The sequence below is a fragment of the Pseudosulfitobacter pseudonitzschiae genome (assembly GCF_002222635.1).
In the GTDB taxonomy this organism is placed as follows: Bacteria; Pseudomonadota; Alphaproteobacteria; order Rhodobacterales; family Rhodobacteraceae; genus Pseudosulfitobacter; species Pseudosulfitobacter pseudonitzschiae_A.
Genome location: NZ_CP022420.1, coordinates 19643 through 36418, shown reverse-complemented (window position 1 = coordinate 36418; position 16776 = coordinate 19643). Strand labels below are relative to the sequence as shown.

At 60.7% G+C, this 16776-nt stretch carries 15 protein-coding genes; 11 read left to right on the top strand and 4 right to left on the bottom strand.

Going from position 1 to position 16776, the window contains the following annotated elements; genetic code table 11:
• Positions 1–139 precede the first annotated feature (139 nt).
• On the bottom strand, positions 140–1099 hold the full coding sequence (locus SULPSESMR1_RS23395) for a hypothetical protein (protein ID WP_051922139.1): 960 nt from the start codon (positions 1097–1099) through the stop codon (positions 140–142).
• A 186-nt stretch (positions 1100–1285) separates the two neighbouring features.
• On the opposite strand from SULPSESMR1_RS23395, the gene SULPSESMR1_RS23390 reads away from it, so the two are divergent.
• The 3 genes from SULPSESMR1_RS23390 to SULPSESMR1_RS23380 are packed head-to-tail and all read left to right on the top strand — an operon-like array spanning position 1286 to position 4810.
• On the top strand, positions 1286–2920 hold the full coding sequence (locus SULPSESMR1_RS23390) for a Mu transposase C-terminal domain-containing protein (RefSeq protein ID WP_037239331.1): 1635 nt from the start codon (positions 1286–1288) through the stop codon (positions 2918–2920).
• 16 nt (positions 2921–2936) lie between these two features.
• Positions 2937–3803, top strand: coding sequence for a TniB family NTP-binding protein (locus tag SULPSESMR1_RS23385; RefSeq protein ID WP_051922089.1), 867 nt, complete (start codon positions 2937–2939; stop codon positions 3801–3803).
• Positions 3800–4810, top strand: a complete 1011-nt coding sequence (locus tag SULPSESMR1_RS23380; RefSeq protein ID WP_114284449.1) for a TniQ family protein — start codon at positions 3800–3802, stop codon at positions 4808–4810. The genes SULPSESMR1_RS23385 and SULPSESMR1_RS23380 overlap by 4 nt, the downstream gene beginning before the upstream one ends.
• 16 nt (positions 4811–4826) lie before the next feature.
• Here SULPSESMR1_RS23380 and scpB read toward each other — a convergent pair whose 3' ends face one another.
• Together scpB and SULPSESMR1_RS23370 are read right to left on the bottom strand one after the other, a co-directional pair.
• The gene (gene scpB / locus SULPSESMR1_RS23375; RefSeq protein ID WP_037240140.1) at positions 4827–5438 is read right to left on the bottom strand and encodes an SMC-Scp complex subunit ScpB; all 612 of its coding nucleotides are present in this window, start codon (positions 5436–5438) and stop codon (positions 4827–4829) included.
• A gap of 47 nt (positions 5439–5485) precedes the next feature.
• On the bottom strand, positions 5486–6370 hold the full coding sequence (locus SULPSESMR1_RS23370) for a DUF1403 family protein (protein WP_037239259.1): 885 nt from the start codon (positions 6368–6370) through the stop codon (positions 5486–5488).
• Between the two features lie 126 nt (positions 6371–6496).
• On the opposite strand from SULPSESMR1_RS23370, the gene SULPSESMR1_RS23365 reads away from it, so the two are divergent.
• The 8 genes from SULPSESMR1_RS23365 to SULPSESMR1_RS23335 all read left to right on the top strand — a co-directional run bounded on the left by SULPSESMR1_RS23365 (position 6497) and on the right by SULPSESMR1_RS23335 (position 16112).
• The gene (locus SULPSESMR1_RS23365) at positions 6497–7636 is read left to right on the top strand and encodes a tyrosine-type recombinase/integrase (protein ID WP_240311247.1); all 1140 of its coding nucleotides are present in this window, start codon (positions 6497–6499) and stop codon (positions 7634–7636) included.
• Positions 7637–8023: 387 nt separating this feature from the next.
• Entirely contained in the window at positions 8024–9169 is a 1146-nt protein-coding gene (gene repA, locus SULPSESMR1_RS23360) for a plasmid partitioning protein RepA (RefSeq protein WP_157729110.1), read from the top strand.
• On the top strand, positions 9159–10082 hold the full coding sequence (locus tag SULPSESMR1_RS23355; protein ID WP_089423473.1) for a ParB/RepB/Spo0J family partition protein: 924 nt from the start codon (positions 9159–9161) through the stop codon (positions 10080–10082). Before repA ends, SULPSESMR1_RS23355 begins: the two co-directional genes overlap by 11 nt.
• 203 nt (positions 10083–10285) lie before the next feature.
• Positions 10286–11419 (top strand): helix-turn-helix domain-containing protein, encoded by a 1134-nt coding sequence (locus SULPSESMR1_RS23350; RefSeq protein WP_089423472.1) that lies wholly within the window; start codon positions 10286–10288, stop codon positions 11417–11419.
• Between the two features lie 113 nt (positions 11420–11532).
• Positions 11533–13710: a ParB/RepB/Spo0J family partition protein gene (locus SULPSESMR1_RS23345; RefSeq protein ID WP_089423471.1), complete on the top strand. Its 2178-nt coding sequence runs from the start codon at positions 11533–11535 to the stop codon at positions 13708–13710.
• 99 nt (positions 13711–13809) lie between these two features.
• On the top strand, positions 13810–14283 hold the full coding sequence (locus tag SULPSESMR1_RS23340; RefSeq protein WP_089423470.1) for a hypothetical protein: 474 nt from the start codon (positions 13810–13812) through the stop codon (positions 14281–14283).
• A 386-nt stretch (positions 14284–14669) separates the two neighbouring features.
• Positions 14670–14834, top strand: a complete 165-nt coding sequence (locus SULPSESMR1_RS25305; RefSeq protein WP_198362932.1) for a hypothetical protein — start codon at positions 14670–14672, stop codon at positions 14832–14834.
• Between the two features lie 225 nt (positions 14835–15059).
• On the top strand, positions 15060–16112 hold the full coding sequence (locus tag SULPSESMR1_RS23335; protein ID WP_089423469.1) for a hypothetical protein: 1053 nt from the start codon (positions 15060–15062) through the stop codon (positions 16110–16112).
• Here the strand turns inward: SULPSESMR1_RS23335 and SULPSESMR1_RS23330 are convergent.
• Complete coding sequence (locus SULPSESMR1_RS23330; protein ID WP_240311493.1) at positions 16098–16400, bottom strand: H-NS family nucleoid-associated regulatory protein; 303 nt, start codon at positions 16398–16400, stop codon at positions 16098–16100. The two genes, SULPSESMR1_RS23335 and SULPSESMR1_RS23330, sit on opposite strands and share 15 nt — an antisense overlap.
• Positions 16401–16776: the final 376 nt, after the last annotated feature.

Here is a 16776-nt window from a genome sequence, read left to right as displayed (position 1 = left end):
TGACAGCGCCATTTTCAGCGCTACAGCGGTTAAACAGCTGTTTACATGTGTAAATGACCATGCGCCTGCACATCGGCGCAATGTGTATCGAGGCGATCCATTTCCATACTAGCTGCCGCCCTGCGCCCATGCGGAGCAGTCAGTTCGCGGCGCGCCACATCCGATACCGATCCTGCCCGGTCATCTCGCGGATCAAACCCCGCGCTTCCATCCAGGCAAGGTTGCGCTGGACGGCGGCGCGACTGGCACCAGTCAGAGCCTCGGCCATCGGGGCGGAGACGAGTGGCCATTCGGTTAGAACAGCGCACAAGGCCGGGGGCGTGCGGCCCGAGAGCGGGGTCATCTCGGTTTCTGCCCGCGCTGACCATGCCTCGATATCGTCAAGGTGCCGCATTGCGGTCAGGCAGGCGGTCTCCATCCCGTCAAGCCAGCGCGCCAGACGGTCAGCGGGTGGGCCGCCGGCGCGCAGCCCCCCTGCCCCGCCCATGGCCAGAGGCGCAAAGACTGCGCCTCTCTCCTCGCTGGCCGCGATCCGCGCGGCCGTGACTGCCGCTTCCATTCGATCGCCCTGCTGCCCGAGGCCCGCGAGGCTCCAAAAGTGAAAGCCCACGCAGGCGCGAGTTATAGTGTGAAGATCGGCGGCTTGTGCCATCAGGCCTAGCCAACCGCCCGCACGGCCCGCGAAAGACTCGGCTTCATCTGCCATGTTCTCAGGATCGCGGCGGTCGAGGAAGCCAGACAGGTCCACCTCTGGGCCTGGCCCGCCTGTCAGACGACGTACCGCCCAACCAACCCGCGCGAGTGCAGCGGTGTCGTCTTGCAGGCCGGAAATGCGCATGGAAATCCAGAGCGCCAGCCGATCCGGGCCGATGCGGTCTCCCGCGAACCAGCTGAGATCAGCAGCCTCGATCAGGGCAAGCCTGTGCCGCCAGCCTTCCGGGCTGCGCTTCAGGCGGTCGTCCAGCGCGCCGACGCGACCGGCCACACGGGCAAGACGCGCGGCATGACCCGCCTCTGCCTTCCGCCAATCGTCGAGGACCTCGGTTTCACGCGGTTCGTCCCGCGGTCCGGGCGGCAGATAATCCGGTTCCTCTTCCATGGGACCGGGCAGAACAACTGTCGCATTTTCTTCACCATTTCAGCACATGATTATTACGTGATTTCTGGATGATACGGGGTAAGCACACATCATTTTTCAGCTTAAGGCTTCAATTTTGGCTACGTATTTCAGCAAGTGGCCGCCCTGTTGGCGCATGACCCAGCCGGTCTCGGAAGTTTCATATCGATGACGTCCGGCGAAGCGCATGCCTCGGATGAAGCGTGGGCCAAGGCGACGCGTACCGCGCGCGAGTTGGACCGGATTCTTGACGGAGCGGCGCCGGTGCGTGAGGCCGTGATGCGCGCGGCATCCGAGCTGCGGCTCTCGACACGCCAAGTCTACAACTATCTGGCGCGGTATCGGGAAGAGCGCAGGGTATCGTCCCTTCTGCCGCGAAGGAGTGGAACAAGACAACCAAGGATCAACCCCGCAGTCGAGAACATCATCGCGGTGACCCTGCGGGAGATGTGGTTGCGCCCGGAGCAGCCGGACCTTGCACCGATCGTTGAAGAGATCCGCACCCGCTGCGCAGAGGAAGGGCACACTCCACCCGCCTATGTCACTGTCGCCCGGCGGATCCCCATTCTGTTCGCCCCGGAAGAAATTGCCCGCCGCCGCCTGTCGGATGGTAAACACCTGCACCGGCTGAAGCCGCGACCGGGCTACATCCGGGCTAACCACGCGCTCGACGTTGTCCAGATCGATCACACGCCGGCAGACATCCAATTTGTTGAGGTGATTGATGACCACGGTGTCTTCGTTGGTCGTCCCTATCTGACCATCGCTGCAGATGTGGCCACGAGCGCGATCATCGGCTTCTGCCTGACCCTCGAGCGGCCGTCACGACTGTCTGTCGCGCTTTGTCTGGCGCACGCGATGTGCTGCAAGATTGACTGGCTGGCAGAACGCGGTATCGATCATGCCTGGCCGATGCACGGTCGCCCGAAGCAAATCGTCGTCGATTCCGCCAAGGAGTTCCAGAGCAGCACCTTCAGCAGAGGATGCGCGGACTATGGCATCGCCATACGCATGCGGAACAAGGGCACCGTGCATCGGGGCGGAGTCGTGGAACGCCTGCTTGGGAAAGTGAACACCGCGCTACGCGCCTTGCCCGGCAAGACGGGGCGTTCCATCGCGGATCGGGGCGACTATGCCTCGGAAGCGCGGGCACGGCTCAGCTTCGCGGATCTTGAACGCTGCATCGCGCTCGCGATCATCGACCACAACCTGAGCCAGAATGCGCGCAGGCTGACCGTTCCGGCGAAAGAGTGGGAAGATCGGTTCCAGCCGAAGGACCGGCCTATCGATGCGCCTGTCGATGTGCTGCTGAATTTCCTGCCACGCAAGACGCGGAAAATTTCACCTCAGGGCATCAGTCTCTTCGCCATCGACTATTTCGAGCCCTGGCTTGGCCCGCTGGTTGCGCGTCGTGACCGGCTGGAGCCGCTCGATCTGTGCTATGATCCTCGCGACATCAGCCATGTCTACGTCAAGGATCCGGATACGCAGGCCTGGCGGCCGGTCAGGCGACGGGACGGACTGGCCGAGCCGATCACGCTTTGGCAGCACCAGGCGGATCGACAGCAGCGGCGTGAAATCCAGCGGCGCCCTGTGCAGGAGGCATCAGCCATCCGACGCGAAATCGCAGCCACTGCTGCCGCCGCCAAAACCCCCAAAAGCCGGTTGAAGGAGATGACCCGCGCCCGGCATGCCACCGAGGCAAAGAAGCCTTATGCCGACTTCGCCGCGCCTTCCGTCCCGACCCAAGAAAAGCTCGATCCGGATCGCCCTCGGCGGGTCTTCCCTGTCGAGGATTGGTAGGGTGCCGGATCACCTCATGCCCGCCATAATCCCGCTCTTGCAGGCCGATGACGCAGTGCGGATCGCCCATGTTCGCGCGCCGCGCTGGATCAGCCATCCGGCCGCCGGCGCGGCGCATGACGCGATGCGACTGCTGCTCGAGCGACCGCCATCGCTGCGCCCACGCGGTTTGCTGCTTGCCGGTCCCTACCACAACGGCAAGACCATGATCGCCGAACGCTTCGCCATCGAACATCTGCGTACCGCCGACCAGCAAAAGGTGTGGGTGATCCAGACCCGGGAAGGTGCAGGCCTGTCGCATTTCTATGCCAGCATCCTGTCCGGATTGCGCGCGCCACAAGCCGCGGGCTGGCGCAGCCTGTCCCGCGCCGGCGATCAGGTCGATCATCTTCTGGAGCGCCTGAAGCCGCGCCTTTTGATCTTCGACGAGTTCCACAGCGCATTGCGCGGGCGGCGCCAGGATGTGAAGGCCATCTTCTCGTTCTTGCGGCGGATCGCACGGGTGCATGACATCTCACCAGTCCTTGTCGGCGAAATCGCGATCTACGATGCGGTGCATGACACCGACGAAATGGGCTCACGTTTCGATACGATCCCCATTCCACGATGGCCGTATGACGAGGAATTCGCGACGCTTCTCGACAGCCTGGAAGCCAGTCTGCCGCTCGCCGACACCTCCGATCTGTCGCGCGAACCCTTGGCGAAGATCATCCATGATCTGTCAGAGGGGCTGATCGGCGAGGTTGTCGAGATCGTCACCCGTGCCGCAGTGGCGGCAATCTCGCGCGGTGAGGGCCGGATCACGGGCGCAACCCTGTGGGACCTCGGCTATGTGCCTCTCTCGAGGCGCCGTAATTCCGCTTTGCGTCACGATATGACATGAGGTTTGGGCCGACCGAGATATCCGTCACATCTGCAGAGCGGTATGAAAGTGTGGCGGGAAGCCGTTGGCCAGTGAGCATTATGCCCGCACCAGGTGAACTTCTGTCGAGTTGGCTGCACCGCCTCGCCTACGCGAACGGCATACCTCCGCACTATTTTGGCACGCTTCTCGGAGCGCCGGGTGAGAACTGGTCGGCGCGGCTTGATCGGGCGTTGCCCGATCGCATCCTGCAGTTTCTGCGAGAGCATACCGGCATACCCGTGGAAGACATCGCGGCTCTGACCATTGCCCCTGACCCTTTGGCTGTGCTGCGTTTGCCCCTGCGGGCATCGCCTCAGCAGAGTTGCGCACCCAGGAGGCAGGTTACCTGGCTGCAGTTCTGTCCCGCTTGTCTGACGGAAGACGAAACGCCCTATTTTCGCCGAGACTGGCGCCTCGCGACACGCGTTTCTTGCTTTCGCCACGGCTGCCGACTTCGGGACAGGTGCCCATCCTGCGGACAAGGATTGGCTCCGTTCAGCCAGAAGCGTCTTGTGCCGCATCAGATCTGCGCCTGGTGCGGCGCGGCCCTCTGCAAACGCATCCGTCCTGCCACCAATGGGGTTCGGCGTCTTGAGCGTCTGATCGACGATCTGCTTCGTCTGCAGGCATCAGGGCATCGAATGGCAGAGGGGCGATCACTCCCGGACCTTCTTGGATCAGCCTGCTTTCAATTTAGTCGACGGCCAATGTCCATCGCGCGCCTCTCTCATCGGGATCGCTATCAGCTGTTTCAGAAATTGGCGGAAGGGCGGTCGACGCCGTTCGAAAAGAGAAGAAGTTCCGCGATTATCTATTGGAAACGCGTCGTTCAGGCTGCGCCAGCTTGGAGCGGACTGGTCACATCTTTCAGCGATGCCGTCCTGCCTCGGCCCAAAGCTGGGCCTTGCTCTACCACCGCTGGCCCGCATTTGGCGGATCTCGTTCAGGCGGCCGCGCGGCTCGATCAGCAGCGGCAAGCGCTGTAAAAATTCCCGGTGAGTTTCAGGCGCGCGCGGCCAGCCCGGCATCATTCAGCTGTTCAGCATCTGGCAGGTCGCGCAAGCTCTCCAGCCCGAAAGCTGCGAGGAACGCGTCTGTGGTGACGAAGGTATAGGGGGCACCACGACGCGGCGCGCGCGGCCCAGTTCCAATCAGACCCTGCGCATGCAGCCTTCCGATCAGGTCCCGGCTGATCTCTTTGCCAAAGATGTCTTTGAGCCCATCGCGGGTGATCGGCTGGTGGTAGGCGATGGCCGCCAAAATCGCGACGTCGAACTCGTTCAGGTCCAGCAACTGGTCTCCGACATCCGCTGCGGCGCGGATCGCAGGCGCGTAAACAGGCCGCGTCCGGAACATCCACCCCCCTGCGACCATGGCAATCTCGAACGCCCGCCCTTCCAGATCAGCGGCAAGGTCTTCCAACAGCAGATCAACCGAAGTCCCCTGCCCCACTATGCGCGCCAGATCCTCGCGCGGTACAGGCGAGGCAGAGGCAAACAGCACCGCCTCGATCCGGCGCATCCATTCCCGCCAGCGCAACTCCGGTGGCAGGTCGAGCAACTCGCGATCAAGCTCAGCTTCTGGTCGATCCTTCGACTTCCTTTCCGGTCGCATGTCCGAACCGCGAAACCGGTTCCCACTTTCGCTGTCCATGCTCATGGCTACACCCCGTAGAGCCGGAATGTGTCGCGCCCGGTTAGCTCACGGACCGCGCCGAGATCGACAAGCCGGTCACAGAGCCGCCGCGCCGCGCGGTCCGGCAAAGGCAGGGCACTGGGCGCCACGGCGTCCTGCGTCAGGAATATTTTCACCGCCGCCCCTGCCCCCTTGGCCCGAAGCTTTGGTGCAACTCCTTTCAAAAGCGAAGCCCGACGCGCGAGATCGACAGCCAGACGCGCGGCCTCGACCGCGGATGCGGTCACTGCGCGATGACAGGCTAGGCGCAAATCGTCACCCCGCTTGCGCAGGTCTGTGCGTTTCAAACCCGCGGCCAGCAGCGGCACGACATGATCCCAACCAAGCGCCTGGGCGAGGGCGGCGTCCGCGAGGATCAACGCCGGGACTTCGGCACGGGGTGCCTCCGTCAGGACAGCATCCAGCGCCATCGCGGCACGGGTCACCGGCGCTCCCTTCCCCGTATCGAGCCATGTAGCAATCTGGCCCAACTCCAAGATCGGCAAGGCTCGGCCCAGAGCCTTGATCGACACCGGCCGCTCCACCGCGCGACGCCAGGCAAGGTAAGTTTCCCCCGCGGGACCAGGTAGATCGCCAGGGCGCAGAAGATGAATCGCGTCGCGCAGCTCTGGGGCTCTTTCCGGACGACCAGAAAACCCGGCACATGCCTCGGCCGCTCGCAGCGCCAGCCGATCCCGCAACAAGGCTTTGGGGACCTCTTCGCGTCCCAACACAAGATGCAGGTGGTTCAGCGCCGCGCCTGATAAAAACGCCACATCTTCAAAGGCTTCAGGACGTGCCGAGGTGACCCATGCGGGCATCCGGGGTAGAGTGTCTGTGTCGATGGAGTGTTCCGGTCGGGCAAATGTCATGACTGAAGCCTAAACCATCGCGGCGCTTTGCTCCAGAAAATAGCACAGAAAACGCCTCGCTCTATCTTTTGCCATGATGTCCGATAACCTTGCGTTATCGGACGTAAAAATGATATGCTCGGAAACATGAGCAGTCTCACGAATAACGGCACCAAAATCGAGGATTCCGACGCGTCTGACGCAGAGATTTCGAGCTCAGCGTCCTATGACTCGCTGAACAGTGACGAACACGACGAGAGAACCTCTCGGGACCGAGCCTCAATCGCTCTGCCCGCTCATGTGGCCGGCTCCGGCGCGCTCGACCGGCTGATCGACACCGCGCGCGACTACGCCGAGGCCTCTACAGCTGAGAACACCAACAAGGCCTACTCGGCCGACTGGAAACACTTCACCCGCTGGTGCCGGCTGAAAGGGACGGATCCCCTGCCCTCCTCGCCCGAGATGGTCGGGCTCTATGTGGCGGACCTGGCCGCCGCGACCGGGAAGGCCCCTGCTCTCTCGGTCTCCACCATTGAGCGGCGCCTCTCCGGCCTCGCTTGGAATTACAGGCAGCGAGGGTTCACTCTTGATCGCAAGGACCGCCATGTCGCCACCGTTCTGGCCGGGATTAGGCGCAAACACGCGCGTCCGCCGGTTCAGAAGGAAGCGATCCTGCCGGAGGACATCCAGGCCATGGTGGGCACCCTTCCCTATGATCTCCGCGGGCTTCGAGACCGGGCGATCTTACTTCTGGGCTATGCTGGAGGTCTCCGTCGCTCCGAGATCGTGAGCCTTGACGTGCACAAGGATGATACACCGGACTCCGGCGGTTGGATCGAGATTTTCGAAGATGGCGCTCTGCTGACGCTGAACGCCAAGACCGGGTGGCGCGAGGTCGAGGTCGGGCGCGGCTCAAGCGACCAGACCTGTCCTGTCCACGCACTTGAGCAATGGCTGTATTTTGCAAAGATCGACTTCGGGCCGGTTTTCGTGCGTACGTCGCGGGACGGCAAACGCGCCCTCGAGACACGACTTTCCGACAAGCACGTCGCCCGGCTGATCAAGGCGACCGTTCTGAAGAGTGGCGTCAGATCTGATCTGCCGGAAGCTAAACGGTTGGCGATGTTCTCCGGCCATTCCTTACGTGCCGGGCTCGCCTCGTCGGCAGAGGTTGATGAGCGCTATGTTCAAAAGCAACTCGGACATGCGTCGGCCGAGATGACCCGGCGCTACCAGCGCAGGCGCGACAGGTTCAGGGTGAACCTGACCAAAGCCTCAGGGCTGTGAAGCTCAGGAATCTTGACGCGTTGGTGAAGCGCTAAGATGAAATTCCAGCGCTTCAGTTTCAGCTTACTGCTTCAATTGAAATCGGGAACTAAACGCGACACGAGAATCGCCCATCCGATTCTGCCGACTGATTTCTGTACGCACTCACAATACATCTTGTGGTCACTACGTAGTTGGCAACGAGGTGTTGAAGTAGAGCGAGAGCGCAGTCGCCCAAGACGCTGATTTTTAACAGTTTACCGTCGACAGAAATCGGTGCCTTCAACGCCCCCAGGCCGCTCAACGGTTTGGTCTGGATTTATCCACAATATCTGTTAAGCTTTGCAAAACAACAAAGACTTGAGGGCAGTGATGAACGGGATACGGGCCTCCCAGAGATTTGAAGTCATGTCCAAGCGGCTTGGTAGTCGGTTGCGTGAACATGCGCAGGAAACCTTCCCACCGGACGCTCAGAAGGGCCTCCGACGCTTCGCCATGCGGGAAGCGGCTGAACTGCTTCGCATTAATCAGAATACCTTTCGCCATCATGTGTCAAACCTCGAAGGCTTTCCCGAAGGTGTCCTGGAGGGCGGCAACCGCCGTAGCTTCTCTGCAGAGGAGATGGTCGAGGCACAACGCGTACTTCTCGAGACTGGAAGGATCAAGCCAGAAGAACACCCGCACAGAAGACCGGGAGAGGCTTGTCAGGTCTTGACGATCTTCAACCTGAAGGGTGGTTCGGCAAAGACGTCATCTGTTGCCCATGTAGGACAACTACTGGGTCTGCGCGGCTACCGGGTCTTGCTGATCGACCTCGACAGCCAGGCAAGTCTGACAAACCTGTTCGGGGTTACTCCCGAGCTCGATCCGGATATGCCGACTTCATACGATCTTATCCGATCCGACGATCCATTGCCCGCAGCAGATATCATTCGCAAAACGAACTTCCCGACTGTGGATCTGATTCCAGCATCCATGGACATCATGGAGTACGAGTTCGAGGTCGCCTTGAGCTTCAGGCACGGCGCCACCACGTTCCATAGCCGCATCCGGGAAGCGCTTGAGCCCGTCCTCAACCGATATGATGTGGTGATATTTGACACCCCACCGCAGCTGAACTTCTCTGTGATCTCTGCACTCTTTGCATCAACTGGGGTCCTGATCCCGCTCAACGCGTCGATGCTCGATGTCATGTCGCTGGCGAGCTTTCTGGGCATGGCGAGCAACCTGATGGGCGTCGTCGAGGCACACGCCCCGGAACATGGACTGAACTTCGTGCGCGTTCTGATCACCCGCTACGAAAATACGGATGGTCCGCAGGTGCAGATCTCGTCTCTGCTTCGGACAGTCCTCGGGGATGCCGTGCTGTCTGCCGAGTTCCTGAAATCAACAGCCGTGGGTGATGCTGCGAACACCCAGCAGAGCATCTTCGAGGTCGAACCTCGCGACGTGAATCGCAGAACTTACGAGCGCGCGATCGAGTCCGTCTCGCGCGTGACCGACGAAGTCGAACGCGAAATCCTGAAAGCATGGGGGCGTAGCCATGGCGCGTAAGGTCTTCGGGGACTCACTCAAGAACGCGATGGGCAAAACGCCGCCTTCGGACGAGGATCTGGATGTGAAGCGAACGAGCCCGACTGTAGCTCGCGCACAAGCATCCGTGCTCGAAGAAGATAAACACGCCACGCGGCTGATCGACCCGACCGCCATACGGATGTCCGCGGTCATGGACCGCATCGATCCAAGCGATGGTCTGGATGAGCTTGTCTCGTCGATCCGCGAGCACGGTCAAAAGGTTCCAGTGCTGGTTCGCCGAACCCAGGACGGTGCGCTTGAGATCGTCTATGGACGCCGTCGGCTTCTCGCTTGTCGCCAACTTGGTCAGAAAGTGCGCGCCACGGTCATGGAGATGACCGACGAGGAAGCTCTCATTGCCCAAGGCGTGGAGAATAATGCGCGTCAAGACCCATCGTTCATCGAAAGGGCTCTGTTTGTCGCCGGGATCATTCGAGAACTTGGGAAAACCGACGAAACGCGCAAGAACGCTCAAACGATCGCGTATCGGGCACTTCAGATCGATGAATCGCTCGTCTCGCGGATGAACCGTATCGCTACGGGCATCCCGATGGAACTGATCCAGGCTATCGGACCTGCACACGGCGTTGGTCGACGGGTTTGGGAAAAGCTTTTCAGGCTGTGCGAGAAAGACGTCGCGAGAGCCCGAGAAGTTGCCGGCAAAATCCCTCGCAACGTACCGGGCCCCGACCGTCTCGAAGCGGCGGTTACCTTGCTGACAGCCACCAAACCGTCGACGCAGAAGACACATCCCAGTGAGCGCGTGAAGATCGGCCGAAAGGGCAACCGCATCACCATCGATGTTGACGCTGATCTTGTCCCTCGTGTTGAGGAGGCAGTCCGGAAACTGGTCATGGAGCTTCTTGACCGCGGTCAAGACGGGCCAAAGTGACGACCCCGTGTCTTGACCGCGGTCAAGACATCAAAAGCAACGAGCAGAAAACGAAAGGAGGACCGGCTAGAAAAAGAAAGACCCCCCGAAAGCGATGCTTCCGAAGGGCCTCAATCAGTCTCGACACCTGATTGATACCCCCAAAACGAATCGATTTCAACACCGCTCGCGGTGAACGGGGATGCTTTTTCTTCCGAAACACCATGAGACATGCAACTGAAACAACAACCGCCCTGGCGGAACGGATATCTCTGCCCTGCCCTAACCCCTATGAGCTTCTGGGCCCAGTTCGCGTACTGAGGAAGGAGCTCGGTCTCACAGCCAATGACCTCGCCGTTCTGACCGCGCTCATTAGCTTCCTACCCCGCAAAGAACGTGAGATTCAGGACAGCCAGCGACTTACCCTCACTGTCGTGTTCCCATCGAACGCTTCTCTGTCAGAGCGCGCCAATGGACTCGATGAGAGAACACTTCGACGCAGCCTGGGACGCCTCTCAGCTGCTGAACTGATCGAACGCAAGAACTCAGCAAATGGCAAACGCTTTCCGCTGCGGTATGGAGGCGTTATCAGAGATGCCTTCGGCATCGACCTGAAGCCCTTGATCCAGAGGTACGGCTCGCTCTCGACGCAAGCCTTGCAACTCACCGAAGAACGCGAGCGCTTGCGATCACTGAAGGCTGAGGCGTTGGCCCTACGAGCTTCGCTACTCCAACAGACACGCTTCGATGACGCAAAGCTCTCTACCCTCAACATGATCAGAAATGTCCTGCGTCGAGCAACATTAACCGTTGATGCAGTCCTGAGCGTTATCTCGGAACTTAGAGCCCTCGGAGCCGATACCGACGCAAGCTACGGTGAACACCATGCCGCAGAAAAAGCTGGTTCCGAAGATAATTTACAAGCTATCGAACACCGACCTCATACACCAAGTTCCAACGATCTGCCCGCCACAAACGGACAAAATGTCCGGCACATAGAGTCTATAAAAAAAGATATTAAAAAGATTGCTCCCTCTACGGTCAATCGCGGTGAACAACCCGCACAAGCCAAACCCACGATGAACCGAGACCCAGCACGCATGGCATGGGAAGACTTCACCCATGTTGCGGGATTTTTCCCAGATCCGCCGCGTACAGGAGAAGCCCTCACCCGCATTCTATACGACCTCGGTCGATTGCTTAGAATAAGCCAAGACGAACTGCGGCATGGCATCCAGAAAGCTGGCGCGGGAAAACTGCTTCTCGTCTTCGACTACCTGATAGCAAGAGCAGACACGATCAAACACCCTGACGCCTATTTCGAAAGGATCCTACGCACACAACTTGCTCCCACATGAACTTCTTGACCGCGGTCAAGAACGATCATGAGAGGGAAAGGAGTGTTGGTTTGAGGGTGACGGGAAGTGAGATCGGGAGAGTGGCTTCCGGCGCCCGTTGTGGAGAAGATCTGATGACCAAAGCTGTCCAGAAAATCACCCTGTCGCCGTCCCGGGATATCCCTTTCGACAAGCTGGTGCTGAGCCAGTCCAATGTGCGGCGCATCAAGGCTGGCGTGTCTGTCGAGGAACTGGCCGAAGACATCGCCCGCCGCGGTCTGTTGCAGAGCCTGAGCGTGCGGCCCGTCTTGGCTGACGATGGTACCGAGATCGGCAAGTTCGAGATCCCGGCCGGTGGCCGCCGGTTTCAAGCATTGTCCTTGCTGGTGAAGCAAAAGCGTTTGGCAAAGACCACGCCCATTCCCTGCATCGTCCGCGATGCTGCTTCCGAGATTCTGGCCGAGGACGATTCCCTTGCAGAGAACATGCAGCGCGTCGCCTTGCACCCGCTCGACCAGTTCCGCGCGTTTGTGGCGCTGCGGGACAAGGGCCAGAGCGACGCAGAGATTGCTGCGGCCTTCTTCGTGACGCAGCAGGTCGTGAAGCAACGCCTGAAACTCGCTTCCGTCGCCCCTGCCCTGCTTGAGGTCTATGCCGAGGATGGCATGACGCTGGAACAGCTCATGGCCTTCACCGTGAACCCCGATCATGCGCGTCAGGTTCAGGTCTGGGATGTGATCCATTCATCCTGGAACAAGGAGCCATTCCAGATCCGGCGCATGCTGACAGAGACGTCGGTCCGGGCGTCTGACCGGCGCGCGGTCTTTGTGGGTGTTGAGGCCTACGAAGCAGCGGGCGGCACGATGCTACATGACCTCTTTCAGGGCGATGACGGTCGCTGGCTCGAGGACCCTGCCCTGCTCGATCGGCTGGTGACGGAAAAACTCCAGGCCGAGGCTGAGACGGTTGCGGTTGAGGGCTGGAAGTGGATCGAGGTCGCGCTTGACCTGCCCTACGGCTACAGTCACGGGCTGCGGTCTCTGTCTGGTGATCCGGCACCGATGACGGATGACGAAGGTGCAGCTCATGCCAAGCTGCTCGCCGAGTACCGAGCGCTCGAGGAGGAATACGCGGATCAGGATGACATCCCCGACGAGATCGCCACGCGGCTTGGCGTATTGGAAACGGAGATGGAAAAGATCGAGACCCGGCCGTTGATCTATCATCCGATGGAAATCGGACGGGCAGGGGCGTTCGTCACGCTCGACCGCTACGGCGCGCTGGCCGTCTATCGCGGCTATGTGCGTCCAGAGGATGAGCCCGCTGACGAGACCGCGGTCCAGGATGGTACTGATCCTGCGGTGGCAGGGCAGGGGGATTATCGTGATCTCACCGACGGCCATGGCAGGGCCGCTCATGGCGGAACCGTCATCATGTCGGGTGGCCAGCCGATCGGAGCTGACTTGCCGGAGGATGAGGATGAAGGGTCGTTGAAGCCGCTGCCTGAGCGGCTGGTCATGGAGTTGACGGCCCACCGGACGCTGGCGCTGCGTGAAGCGATCGGGCGCTCGCCGGATGTCGCGCTGACACTCCTGCTCCTGAAGCTGGTGACGGACACCTTCCGCACCTCATCTGCTTCGGGCAGCTGTCTCGAGGCATCCGTGCGTCAGGTCTATATGTCAGCGCAAGCGCCCGATCTGAAAGACAGCGTGGTGGCGAAGCTGGTCGACGAGCGTCATGCGGAATGGGAAGCCGATCTGCCGCTTGGCGATGATGCAGCGCTCTGGGACTATCTGACGGTCCTCGATCAGGGCAGTCGGTTGGCCTTGCTGGCGCATTGCCTCAGCTTCGGCGTCAACGCGCTGCATGAGAAGGTGAACCCATACGGTGCAGGCATCTCCGCAGGCGGTCTGACCCGGCGGATGGCGCATTCCGATCTCGTGGCGCGTGCCACAGATCTCGACATGGTCGAGGCGGGCTGGGAGCCGACGGTCGACACCTATCTCAACCGCGTGCCCAAGGCCCGCATCCTCGAGGCCGTGCGCGAAGCGAAAGGGGAGGGGACTGCCCAGCTCCTCGATCACCTGAAGAAAAGCGAGATGGCCAGTGAAGCCGAGCGCTTGCTGAAGGGCAGCGGCTGGTTGCCCGAGGTCCTGCGCCGGAACGATCTCGTGGCGCTGGACGGTGAGGACCGTGCCGAAGGCCAGGGGGCGGATGCCGAAGTCGCTGACAGCGTCAGTGAAGCTGACCTTCCTGCATTCCTGACGGATGACCTGCCTGCTCAAGGCGCATCGATGCTGGCCGCGGAATAACGTGATCCAGTGGGGGGCGGAGATTCCGCCCCCAATCACCCTATAACGTAACAATATCAATAAGATGAATGCGATTACTCGCATTCGGAATGAGGAATCATGTCTGCAACAACCATCATCGAAACCGCACCCCTCGGGGCGCTCATTCGCTACACTGACGGCAGCCCCAAGCCACCGGCACGCTTCACGAAGAAGCTGGCGGCCTGGGAGCGTTCGAACGGTGTCGGCCGCCTTGTAAAAAAGGAACCACCCCGGGCCTATCCGACCTGGACGGCTCCCGCGTCGTTCACGCTGCATGAGGGCAACTTCTCGTCGGACGGGGTGATCCTCGTGACCATCATGCGCAGCCATTCCGCTGACAGCACCCTCGTCTTCGAGGTGGCCGAGGATCCGAAGCCCGGGCAGGTGCGCGTGCTTCTCGACTTCGGCGGCAACACGGAGCTGCTGCATCTGGCGGAGTCCGTCACTGCGGCCGAGCTTTGGATCGCCAAGGAAGGATACCGCAACGCGCGGCTTGAAATCGTCGGCGATGAACAGGGCGAAAGGGCAGGGGGCGCGGACCTGGCCGCCTGAGCCCAACTGAAACCGAGGGGCCCGCCCAAGCGCGGGCCTCTCATCCATCACAACCCTGTCCTTTGAGTTCGCGGGGCACCAAAGGATCCATCCCCAAAGAAGAAGTCTTCAACCAAGAGCGTGGCCGGGAGGCTGGCGGCGTTCCAAGCATCAGCGGGACAACCGGCTCCTGATGTTGGGGGACCATCCCCCGCTCGCCATTCCCTTCCTTGGCCCGAATCCCGTCTTCGAGATCAACCCGCGAGGGGTCGGACTACGGGCAAGCCCGTGCCGCCGGATGGATTCGGGCAAGCCGAACGCACCCGGTGATGTCAGCCAGTATTCGGGCCTGCGGGGTCCTGTCGCGCGGGGGATGGTCCTCCGCCTCCAAGACAGGAGCCAAACAGATGTCCCGCAAAGATGCACACGCCTTCGCAGCCTCCCTCGCCGCCACCCTCATGGTCTCGATCGTCGTCTTCCAGGCCGGGGATGGAACCTATGGCGCCATTCCCGCCGATGAAATCGACGGCGACGAAGTTCAGGTGCTGGTTGAGATCGACCCGTGGGCTTAGGCCCACGGTTTCGAGAAGGGCTCGGCGTCGGGGCAGGGTCACCGATCCGGCCCTTTCGCCTGTCAACGGCCCCGGCCGACTGTCAAAATGAGCCAACAATGGTCGGCATAGCTATCCTGACGCGATTGGAGCACACGTCACGGCACTCGATGGCGCTACGAAAGCCGCTTGAACATGGACGTGCTACGCCGCAAGCTGTTCTGTGTCGGGTTGAGGTGCCAAAGTATGCTCTATAAATCATTGATTTCGTTATATGGATCATCACTGGCGGGTAAATCGGCTCCCGCTGACGACTTGGTTTGGCACTTCACGCCGTCCGAAGACCTGAAACTCTTTCGCGAGCATGCGCTCGACGCACTGCAGCAGGCCAAAGTGTACCTTCTCGATCATTTGGCAGCAGCCTACGCCGATTCTCTACATGACGCTGTCGCCAAACAGGCAGCCGAAACCGGGCTACCGGCCATGGCGATCCTTGGTGAGGTGAAACTACCTGCTGACGTCGTTTGGGTAGAGTTCGACGATCGAGAGCTGGGCGTCGCACGCTTCGAACGGGCTTCATCTGTGACCAGGTATGACGACAAGCCGTCAGGCACCGGCTTGCGCGGCTATCTGCTTGATGATCGTAACGAGCACCATTTGCGCATCACGATGTTTCATCGCCGTGAGAATTCGCGTGTCGTCGACCCGATCTGCGCCTTGCTCGTCAAGCGAACGCCGGCAGGAGAGCTGAACTATGATAACGTCGAAGTCGAGCAGAGCCGTTCCGTGGTCGATTTCCGCGTGCGGAGCAGAGATACGATGGAAATGATCAACGGTCGACGCACGGTGCATCAGGTTGAAACTGGCTACGATCTCTTCATTCCATACGCGCTCTTTGCCATGCTTGACTCGCCGGATCTGGGCGGAATCATCCCCACGGAAACCGAGACATTCACCAGCAAGAACACGAAGACTGCCCGGAAGTTTGGCAAGTCCTGGATACTTGGTGCCCAGAAATCACATCTGACGATCCGGATTGGCCCGAAGGCCGCCGCGCACATGGCGGAAAGGACCGCTCGCCTTGAATTCGAATGTCAAACCCAAGACGCGCGCAACGGACCCATGCGTCACTGGGTTGCCGAGCATGAGCGGCACTACCGCAGCGGCAAAGTTGTTCTGGTCAAAGGGCACCACCGCGGCTATGCGCCTGCTCCCAATCTGCCTACTCGTGTGATGGGGCCAAAACCCGACGAGACAGCGTTCGAGTTTCCCGCAGTCGAGCCGTCAAATCCAAAATGATCCGGCCGCGTAGCGCCTTCGTGCCGCCAGATCGTCCTTCGATTTTCCAACAGCCAGCGCCTTCACGAACCACTGCGGTTTGCGCCCGTGACCGGATCGGGTGAGCGCAGGGTTCTCAGTGTGACGGTACTTCACCGGGGCAGGCACACGCTTGGTTTTCGTATCTGTGCCGACGAGTTCGGCAAGGAGATAGCCCAGATCCCGAGCGAAGGCTTCCACCTTGGCGCGGGCTTCCGCCTTCTGCCGCTCCTCAAAGGTGGAGATCGCCTTGGAGACGTCTTTCTGCATTTTCTTCAGCTCGGTGAGCGACAGTGCCTAGAGATCGAAATCAGCAATTGGTGCCTCATCTTCTGAATGATCCGGTATCGATACTCGTCGTGGCATGACGCCGCAACTCCCGTAGGCAGGGTGCAGGTGACGAGTGTTGGCTGATTCATAGTCTTTGCCGCACAGTGTATTGTGCTGGGCTTGGGTCAGGCAGCCTTGATTGGCAAGGTGACAGGATCTGGCATGGGCTCCCCGCGCTCCTCTGTCCTCTGGTCCATCCCTTCGACTGACAATCCCCTAATCCCGTTCGGTCTGCCTCACGCGCAACCCCGCGTCAGACCGGGCCGTGTCGGGCGTGTTCCACGCCCAGCCCGCTCCACCCCGGTCCTTTGGGGGT